10 protein-coding genes and 1 pseudogene are annotated in these 8,402 nt (G+C 48.6%); 5 read left to right on the forward strand and 6 right to left on the reverse strand.

Annotated elements, in window-relative coordinates:
* Positions 1-32 precede the first annotated feature (32 nt).
* Positions 33-350, reverse strand: a pseudogene (locus DXB44_RS13860) (toprim domain-containing protein); the annotation flags it as partial.
* A 60-nt stretch (positions 351-410) separates the two neighbouring features.
* Positions 411-608 (reverse strand): hypothetical protein, encoded by a 198-nt coding sequence (locus DXB44_RS13865; protein WP_055186019.1) that lies wholly within the window; start codon positions 606-608, stop codon positions 411-413.
* Positions 609-698: 90 nt separating this feature from the next.
* On the opposite strand from DXB44_RS13865, the gene DXB44_RS13870 reads away from it, so the two are divergent.
* From DXB44_RS13870 to DXB44_RS13890, 5 genes are all read left to right on the forward strand, one after another.
* Positions 699-1,232 carry a sigma-70 family RNA polymerase sigma factor gene (locus DXB44_RS13870; protein WP_242852949.1) on the forward strand — a complete coding sequence of 178 codons (534 nt, stop codon included), beginning with the start codon at positions 699-701 and terminating at the stop codon, positions 1,230-1,232.
* Positions 1,225-1,914: a DUF4367 domain-containing protein gene (locus DXB44_RS13875; protein ID WP_118659070.1), complete on the forward strand. Its 690-nt coding sequence runs from the start codon at positions 1,225-1,227 to the stop codon at positions 1,912-1,914. The genes DXB44_RS13870 and DXB44_RS13875 overlap by 8 nt, the downstream gene beginning before the upstream one ends.
* A gap of 181 nt (positions 1,915-2,095) precedes the next feature.
* A complete protein-coding gene (locus DXB44_RS13880) occupies positions 2,096-2,569 on the forward strand; it encodes a hypothetical protein (RefSeq protein WP_055186022.1) in 474 nt (157 codons plus the stop codon).
* A gap of 235 nt (positions 2,570-2,804) precedes the next feature.
* Entirely contained in the window at positions 2,805-3,785 is a 981-nt protein-coding gene (locus DXB44_RS13885) for a trypsin-like peptidase domain-containing protein (RefSeq protein ID WP_242915959.1), read from the forward strand.
* A gap of 1 nt (position 3,786) precedes the next feature.
* Complete coding sequence (locus DXB44_RS13890; protein WP_055186023.1) at positions 3,787-4,119, forward strand: hypothetical protein; 333 nt, start codon at positions 3,787-3,789, stop codon at positions 4,117-4,119.
* 60 nt (positions 4,120-4,179) lie between these two features.
* Here DXB44_RS13890 and DXB44_RS13895 read toward each other — a convergent pair whose 3' ends face one another.
* The 4 genes from DXB44_RS13895 to DXB44_RS13910 form a co-directional block, all read right to left on the reverse strand.
* On the reverse strand, positions 4,180-4,914 hold the full coding sequence (locus DXB44_RS13895) for a DUF4366 domain-containing protein (protein WP_055186024.1): 735 nt from the start codon (positions 4,912-4,914) through the stop codon (positions 4,180-4,182).
* On the reverse strand, positions 4,898-5,170 hold the full coding sequence (locus DXB44_RS13900) for a DUF4315 family protein (protein WP_118659071.1): 273 nt from the start codon (positions 5,168-5,170) through the stop codon (positions 4,898-4,900). Before DXB44_RS13900 ends, DXB44_RS13895 begins: the two co-directional genes overlap by 17 nt.
* Positions 5,171-5,182: 12 nt before the next feature.
* Positions 5,183-6,922, reverse strand: a complete 1,740-nt coding sequence (locus DXB44_RS13905) for a C40 family peptidase (RefSeq protein ID WP_118659072.1) — start codon at positions 6,920-6,922, stop codon at positions 5,183-5,185.
* Positions 6,915-8,402 (reverse strand): VirB4-like conjugal transfer ATPase, CD1110 family (locus DXB44_RS13910; protein WP_199680620.1); only part of this gene is annotated, 1,488 nt, incomplete at its 5' end. The genes DXB44_RS13910 and DXB44_RS13905, both read right to left, overlap by 8 nt.

An 8,402-nucleotide genomic window follows, 5' to 3' on the forward strand; every position in this document is an offset into this window, starting at 1 on the left:
TTTTCTTTCTCTTGAGTCACCCAACCGCACTATCCTGCATCACAACTGTTCACAATGCTCTCCACATCCGGGCGGTGCATCAGCTTTTGCAGGATGCCAAACTGCTTTTTGGTGGACGCAGACACCAGATACTGCCACTTTTGCGGCAGAATGGGCAAATCTGCGATACTCCACTTGACGTATTTGGCATCGTAGATGTTGGGCGGTGCCAGTTCCACCAAGTGCCCCACGCACCAGCTCACCAGATAGCCGTTGCCTTCAAGGTAGCCGTCCTGACGGCTGGTGGCACCAAGAACTTTGGCATAGGACATGGCGACGGACGGTTTTTCCGCCACGATCAATTTTGCGATAAGAATCCCTCCAATCTGTTTCGGATTGCAATATGTACGGCGGCAAATGCCGCCTTGAAATCAGATGGGTTCGGTGCCCGGTTCGTCCGGGGCTTCGTCCTCGTCCGGCACATCGGTCGGAATCTCAAAATCGCCCTTGTACTCGGTGTAGTTTGCATCAGGGTCAAGGGCTTCTTCTGCGGTAGTGCAGCTTCTGCTCTGCTTTGGCTTTTTCGCTACGGAAATAGGCGAGGTCAGTTTTTGGTTGGGCCATGGCATCACGCTCCTTTACAACATTAGTGACATTCGACATTTTTGTTGGTTCGTGGTACACTACATCCAATCCATGCGAATCAGTTGGAGGTGGTTGTGTTGCTTTCTCTGTACTTAGCTGTTCTTGACGATCAAAGCAATGAAGAACAGTTTATAGATGTATATAATACTTATAAGCGGCTGGTCTACCATACTGCTTACAAAATCATGGGCGATTCGTATCTGGCAGAGGATGTGCTGCAAGAGGTGTTTTTGTACGTTGCCAAAAATTTTTCTAAAATTCATCGAGAAAACTGTCACGAACTCGCTGCTTATCTCGTTAGTTGTAGTAGAAGCCGTGCTTACGATATGCTTCGCAAGCAGCGGGAAGAACTGCTGGAAGAAATCCCGGACGCACCAGATGGAGCCCCGGTGCCGGATGATGCAGCAGTCAGCGCCGACAACATCGAACACCTGACAGAACTGATCGGACAGATGAAACCGATGTACCGTGACCCACTGCGCCTTTTGGCAATGGGCTACACCAACCGGGAGATTGCCAAATCGCTTGGACTGACGGACGAAGTGGTTCGGATGCGGCTTTTCCGTGGAAGAAAACTATTGTGGAAGGAGTTGAACCACCATGAGTGAGAGAGCAGAAGTTTCTTTTGATGCTGCATTGATGATGGCAATCCATGCAGATGCACAGAAAGAACTGAACGAGCTACCAACTCCGGCGCAGCTTAAAGAACGCTACCCGGACACTTCCCGATGGGATGCCCGCCTGCAAGCGGCGTTGCATAAACACCGCCCTGTGCTGAAACGAGTGCTTGTTGCAGCCATGACGCTGGTAATTTTAACTCTCGGCGCACTTGCAGTAAGCGCAGACTTCCGCAAGGCAGTCTACACGATGATTCAGAAGTTCCTGCCCATTGAGATGCAGCTGACGTATCAAGTGGACGGCGAACCGTTGGAACGATTACCGGATGGATACAGCGATCATTATGTGCCGGACGGCTTTGAAATGGACGATGCGCAGAAATTTGAACGAGCAGAAAACTTTTTACATGTTTACTCGTCAAAAGAAACAGAGGAAAGCTACACTGTCCGTTGTTCAATTATCCAGCCGGGGCAGCAGCCCCTATTTGATAATGAGCATACAGTGTACGAAACCGTAAAGGTCGGAGAAGCAGATGCAACTTTGGGAACGAGTGCAAGCGAAAACGGAGACACCGTTTATATTTTAAGCTGGGAGCAAGGAGGCGTTTCAAACACGATTATGGGAAACATTTCACGAGATGAGATTATGAAAATTGCTGAAAACGTATTTTAATATGAAACTCCATGCTATTTGTTAGAATCAACAAATAACATGGAGATTCTTTGTATAAGCGTACAAACATAACGAAAAGCAGAGATTTTTTCAAAAAAGCTGTCACAAACATAAGGCGAGCTACGTTGACTAAGCAAAAGCTCCTATTAGGAGCAAAAGATTGGAGGTGTATTGTCTATTTATGATGAGAAAAAAAGAAAAAGTAATCACAATGACTGTGACCTTGATTTTGGTGGTCATACTGATTTGTATAAAAGTCACTCACTTTGTGATAATAGAACGTCCATTGAAACAATGCAGGATAGTATCAGCATACCATCTTACAGTAGACACTAATGGTGCTCAAATTGACCAGTCTTGGCTATTTGAAAAGGATGACCTGACATATATAGATATTGCCAAAACTTTTGAGCAGACATATTTTGTCACTGATTATGCTGGTGGTTCTGGTGATAGCGGTGCACTCAATGAACTCACGATAGCTTTTGGTGAAACAATGGACGGAATGCCAGATATTCGCATAACGGTTTCTGAAAATGGCTACATTCAAATCAATGGTAAAAGAGCATATCCGCTTTCTCTTAAATATGCAGGCAAGAGGCTTTACGTACATCTTTTGGGGTGCTTACAGGATGGAGCCGATCTGCAGCAATAAGAATGACTAAGCAGAAGTTCCTGTGGAAGGTAAATGCATAAAAGTTTGCATGGAGGTGATTCCGATGCAGGATAAAAGTGAATCCTTAAAAACAAAGTCAGCCAAACAATTTTAACACTAAGTCCGGAAAATCTTATAAGCTGGAGTATTCTGCAACATTTAGTTATACTGATGGGCAGAGTGAGACCATTACAGGAAGCACCAGTAGATAAATCAAAAATCTAAAGGAATTAATATGAAAGTTGAAAAAATATCTCGCAGACTTTTTTTGAAGTCAAGCAGCATCATGGCATTGTCTGCATTAAGCTTTAATTCTGGAATGACTGTTTTTGCGGACGATTCAGGTGATAGAGAAAATTTCCGTACGGAAGAATACCATAAATACGATTTTGATACTGGAGAAGAATCAATTGAAAAAATTGTATTTGAAACTAATTCCTTGACGGATGAGGAAACAAGTGCAGGCTATTTTCCTAATGGAAAAATTCCGAATTTTGATATATTGGATCCTAGTGCGATTGTCGGAAATAACGATATTGTAGTTGTTGATAATCCGGCATCATCACCATATTGCAGCACTGTCTGTTTGCAAATAACAACTAGTAGTGGCGGCACCAATTATGGCTCCGGATTTATGATTGGGCCAAATGCGCTTGCAACGGCGGCGCATAATCTTTACAGTATAAAGGATAAAGCATATGTTAAGTCGGTAAACGTAGCGCCTGCACGTTCTGGCAGCAGTAAACCCTATGGAAGCGAAAATGTTTCGGCAAGTTCGATGACTGTTAGTAGTTCTTATCTTGCCGGAAAATCTTCGGAGGATTGGGCTATTATTACACTCAAAAATAATCTTGGATCAAAAACCGGATGGTTGGGGTTGCATTGGCAATCCAATAACTATTCGTCATCACAATTGGTGTATGCTTACGGCTATCCGAGTCAGATAAACGGAGTAGATGCTAAATATAAAATGTGTAAATCCTCCGGCCATATAAAAAGTCAAACGTCTAAATATCTCAAAGGCGATTGGGATCTGACAGGTGGATTTAGTGGCGGCCCACTTGTGGAATACATTTCCGGATCTGGATATGTGGCTATTGGAATTCATAAAGATGGAAGCACAGTGGATGGCTCACAATATCCAACTTCTTATACAGGTGCTTTGCGAATAACGCAGTCGTTATATACGCTATTTCTTTCTTATAGAGGCGAATAAAATGACAAAGAAAGTGATTTTCAGCATTTGCACTGCAATGATAGTAGTTTTTTCCTTTGGTTTTTTCAAAGTGAATTTTTTAGATAGAAAAGAATCGAAGCTCACAGTCACAAATGTGGATTTGCAAGAGAACTGTATCTATGCAATAGCAAAAAACCAGTTGTATGATGCCGATGATGAATACATAATTCATGGAGCATCAGATTATTTGAAAGGGCAAGTTCAACTATCGCAAATTAAAGAAGGCGAAACAATTATCGTGATTTCAAATGGAAAAGTTTTACAATCAGATCCATACCAATTTGATACGATATATAGCATTCGGCCACAATGATTGCGCTTCCGAAAAATACACAAATGATAGTTATGTAAGGCGGCAAATGCCGCCTTGAAATCAGATGGGTTCGGTATCTTCCTCGCCGGGTTCTTCCGGTTCATCCTCCACAGGAATCTCAAAATCGCCCTTGTCCTCGGTGTAGTTTGCATCGGGGTCGAGGGCTTCTTTTTCGGCCTGCTTTTTCTGCTTCTGCTTTGTGAAAGCGTAGAAGCCGCCGCCTGCCGCCAGCGCAATCAGCACGACCACACCCAGAAAGCCGGATGCGATCTTTGTGACCTTGTTTTCCTTGGGCTGTTCCTCGCCGGATGCTGCCGCTTCTTCGGCGGCTTTTTTCGCTTCTTCCTCGGCTTTCAGCTTATCCTGTTCCGCCTGCGCCGCTGCTTCTTTTTCAGCGGTGTAGGCATCGGCGGCATCCTCTTCCATCAGTGTCAAAAGGTCCGCTTCGTCCACCAGATTCATAAAGTGGACGGTCTGCTGCCCTTTGGCGTTGCGGTCTATCACCAGATAGAAAGTCGCACCCGACTTCGACACCAGCGTGATAAACTGCTGACCGCTGCCATCAGAATAGTTGGTGTGGTAGTCGTCCACCAGCGTCAGGTTGCCCTCCGGGGTCAGGGCACCGGTTTCCTCATCGGTCACGGTGACTACATCTTCTTCATCGGTGGTAGAAGTCAGGACAGGCTGCTCCACTTCCTCCACAGGCTCACCGCCATAGGCAAAAGCAGGAGCAGCCATGCCAGCGCACAGTGCCACCGACAGCACCAGCGCACAAACCTTATTCATCATCTTCATTATCAGAATCCTCCTTGTTGAATGTTGCACCAACTGCGGACAGCGCAGCCGGGTTCGGGGTAGTGTTTGCAGACTGGCGCAGCAGGGCGGCAAGCTGTTCCGGCGTGACCTTGGCGGTGCGCACCATCTCGTTGACCTCGGCAGCTTCTGCTTCCTGAATCCGCCGCTCAAGGCTTTCAATGCGAGTGTTGATCTTAATGCGACGCTCCCTTTCCTTTTCCAGAGAAGCGCGCAGTTTATCGAGTTTTTCGCTCATTTCTTCCTCCAATCATTTTGAAAGCCGTCCAAAACCGGACAGGTATTTCTGCCAGTAGGACGAGTGAATATCAGCATACTTTATGGGGTCTCCGGCAGACACCATCTTGCCGTTTCCAAGGTAGATGCCCACATGACTTTTCCCCGGCGTATCATACGTTCCTTCAAAGAAAACAAGGTCGCCGGGCTTTGCTTCGGCTTCGGAAATGTGCTGGCTCTTGTTCCACAGACCGTTGGCGGTGGTGCGCCCCACATTGTAGCCGTTCTGGTTGTAGACCCAGCAAACGTAGCCGGAGCAATCAAACCCGGTTTCCGGGGTAGAACCGCCCCAGACGTAGGGCGTGCCCACATACTTTTGCGCCTCCTTGTAGATAGCGGCAAACTCGCTGTCCGTCAGGGCTTCCGCAGGAACCTGATAGTCGATGCCGGGTGTGCCGGAGCCATCGGAGCCACCGGGCGGCAGACCGCCGTTGAACAGATAAGGCCGACCACCCAGCGTATCCTGAAAGATCTCATAGCGTTTCCACTGGTCGTTGTCCAGTTCCTCCCGGACAACCACTTCCAGCCCTTTATTCACCAATTTGGTGTGGAAGATGCGGTACTCATAGGGCACCTGCGTAGGGACTGGGATTCCTGCCGGACTGATGACCCAGACGGTCTTATACCGTATCTGCACCTCCACCCATGTGGTCAGCTTGTACTGCTTTTTGAAGGTCTCCTTCAACTTGCCCTGCACCTCTGACCGGGTGTAATCGTCATAGAGAGTCGTGAGAAAAGAGGTCAACTGCCATGGGTCATGCTCGATGGGGTCAAGGTGATACTGGTACTCGTTGTAGCCGGGGTGGTCGGTGGGGGTGCGCTTGATCTTTTTGTCCAGCTCCTTTTCCAGCTTCTTGTAGTCGGTTTCGGCTCCCCGGATGTCCCGGTCCTCTGCGGTGTAAATGGTCTGACCGGATACCTGCGTGGTGCCTGAAAACAGAATGGAACAGGACGAAAATGCCGACATGACCAGCAGCAAGAGCAAAAGAAAAACGCCCACGATCAAAAGAACGTGCGCGTTGCTTTTTGCAAAATTGGCAATGCCGTTGACTGCGGTACTGACCACCGATTTTCCTTTGTCGATGACCTGTTCCATGCCAGACTTCGCAGCAGTGGTGCCATTGGATACCGCTTTGCCGCCTGCGGTCTGTGCCGCTGTACCCGAATGGGCGGCGGCATAGTGACTTTTACGGATTTCTTGCCGCTGTTTCCAGCGTGAAAGCCAGTTGGAACTGCCCTCGCCGGTGCCGGATGCGCCTGCATCTTGTGCCGCAGGCGGCTTCTGCACGGAAGATTTTGCGGTTTTGGCACCCTTCTTGCCCTGCATCTTGGCTTTCTTTTTCAGCTTTCTGGCGTAACGGCTCTTGGAAATATCGTGGGTAGTCTCGGCAGCTTTTTCGCCCTCGCTTAAAGCCTGCGTGCCCACATTGTCGTCCTCGTACTGATCAATCTCTCGATGTGCCGCAGACCGGGCGGCAGCAGCGGCATACATAGCACGTTTCTGCTGCTTTGTCATGCGGGATGCTTCATCCGGGGTTATCTCGGCTTTGCCAAAACGCAGATGCTGGGATTTCTCCGCAGCTTTGTCTGCATCCTGTTTCAGTTTCTGCTTTTTGGGCACCGACTGCTCCACTTTAGACTTTTTCGGAGGGGAGCGCGTAGCCGTGCGCTCCTTTTCCTCCTCGAATTTCAGCTTCGGCTGTTTCTCACTCATGCTTTTGCGCCTCCGCAACTTCGGAAAGGCGGGTCGTAAGGATGCGGTAGAGTTCAAGGTCTTTCGGGAAGTGATCGACGAACGGCAAAATGACGTTGCCGAAGAACAGCAGCCCTTCGCCCTCGCCGGAATGGGTCACATAGGAAAGCTGATGGGGCGAGATGTTGAGCTGCTTTGCGAGAATCTGTCGGTCTCCGTTGGCTTGATTGAGCATATACACAAAGTCCGAGTTCTCGAAAATGTTCGATACTTCAGGGCTTGCCAACAGGTCTTTGACGTTCTGCGTCAGGGCTGTCGGGATGCCACCCCACTTACGAAAACGCTTCCAAATTTCAACGCTGTATGCCGCAGTTTGCTCCTCTTTCAGCAAAAGGTGGAACTCGTCTGCATAGTACCGGGTGGATTTTCCGGCACTACGGTTGGCGGTGACACGCCCCCACACAGCATCCTGCACGATAAGCATACCGAGTTTTTTCAGCTGTTTGCCAAGCTGTTTGATGTCAAAACAGACGATGCGGTTATTGATATCCACGTTGGTGTGGTGGTTGAAAATGTTCAGACTGCCCTTGACGTAGATTTCCAGCGCAGCCGCCACATGGCGGGCTTCCGGTTCATCTTGCGTCAGCAGGGCGTTGTACAGATCTTCCAACAGCGGCATATTTTCCGGGGTGGGATTCTCGAAATACTTGCGATAGATCACATGGACGCAGCGGTCAATGACCGTCTTTTCCACTGGCTGCAAGCCCTCCTTGCCGCCCACCACCAGTTCGCACAGGGACAGTACAAAGTCGGCTTTCAAAGCCAGCGGGTTATCCTCTTCCGAATAGTTGCTGTTGATGTCCATCGGGTTGATATACTGGGTGCTGGCAGGGCTGATGTGGATGACCTGCCCATGCAGACGCTCCACCAGCGGAGCGTACTCACATTCTGGGTCGCAGATGATAATATCATCGTCCGTCACGAGGAACGCATTGCAGATCTCACGCTTTGCGCTGAAGGATTTACCGGAACCGGGAGTGCCCAGAATCAGACCGTTGGGGTTCTTCAGCTTTTTGCGGTCAACCATAATCAGGTTGTTGGACAGAGCATTCAAGCCATAATACAGGCTTTCCTTGCCGTTGTCGAACAGCTCCTGCGTGGTAAACGGTACAAAAATCGCTGTGCTGCTGGTGGTCAGACCACGCTGAATCTCGATCTGGCAGTCTGCCAGCGGCAGGCTGCTCATCAAGCCCTGCTCCTGCTGAAAATCGAGGCGACATAATTCGCAGTTGTGCTTCTGGGCAATGCTGACTGCCTGAAACACATTGGTTTCCAGTTCCTGCTCGGTTTTTCCGGTGTTCAACACGAGGAACGTCACCAAAAACATTCTCTCATTCTGGCTCTGCAGCTCCTTCAAAAGTGCCTTGGCATCCCTGCCGTAAGTCGCCAAATCAGACGGCAATAGCGATAGGTAAACCTTTGAAATTATCTCCGATTTTTC

The organism is Faecalibacterium sp. OM04-11BH (genome assembly GCF_003482185.1).
GTDB lineage: Bacteria > Bacillota > Clostridia > Oscillospirales > Ruminococcaceae > Faecalibacterium > Faecalibacterium tardum.

Excerpts from the sequence above, each read along its gene's own strand:
- DXB44_RS13865 (WP_055186019.1), bottom strand. The coding sequence starts at position 608 with ATGCCATGGCCCAACCAAAAACTGACCTCGCCTATTTCCGTAGCGAAA.
- DXB44_RS13875 (WP_118659070.1), top strand. The coding sequence starts at position 1,225 with ATGAGTGAGAGAGCAGAAGTTTCTTTTGATGCTGCATTGATGATGGCA.
- DXB44_RS13880 (WP_055186022.1), top strand. The coding sequence starts at position 2,096 with ATGATGAGAAAAAAAGAAAAAGTAATCACAATGACTGTGACCTTGATT.
- DXB44_RS13885 (WP_242915959.1), top strand. The coding sequence starts at position 2,805 with ATGAAAGTTGAAAAAATATCTCGCAGACTTTTTTTGAAGTCAAGCAGC.
- DXB44_RS13890 (WP_055186023.1), top strand. The coding sequence starts at position 3,787 with ATGACAAAGAAAGTGATTTTCAGCATTTGCACTGCAATGATAGTAGTT.
- DXB44_RS13895 (WP_055186024.1), bottom strand. The coding sequence starts at position 4,914 with ATGAAGATGATGAATAAGGTTTGTGCGCTGGTGCTGTCGGTGGCACTG.
- DXB44_RS13900 (WP_118659071.1), bottom strand. The coding sequence starts at position 5,170 with ATGAGCGAAAAACTCGATAAACTGCGCGCTTCTCTGGAAAAGGAAAGG.
- DXB44_RS13905 (WP_118659072.1), bottom strand. The coding sequence starts at position 6,922 with ATGAGTGAGAAACAGCCGAAGCTGAAATTCGAGGAGGAAAAGGAGCGC.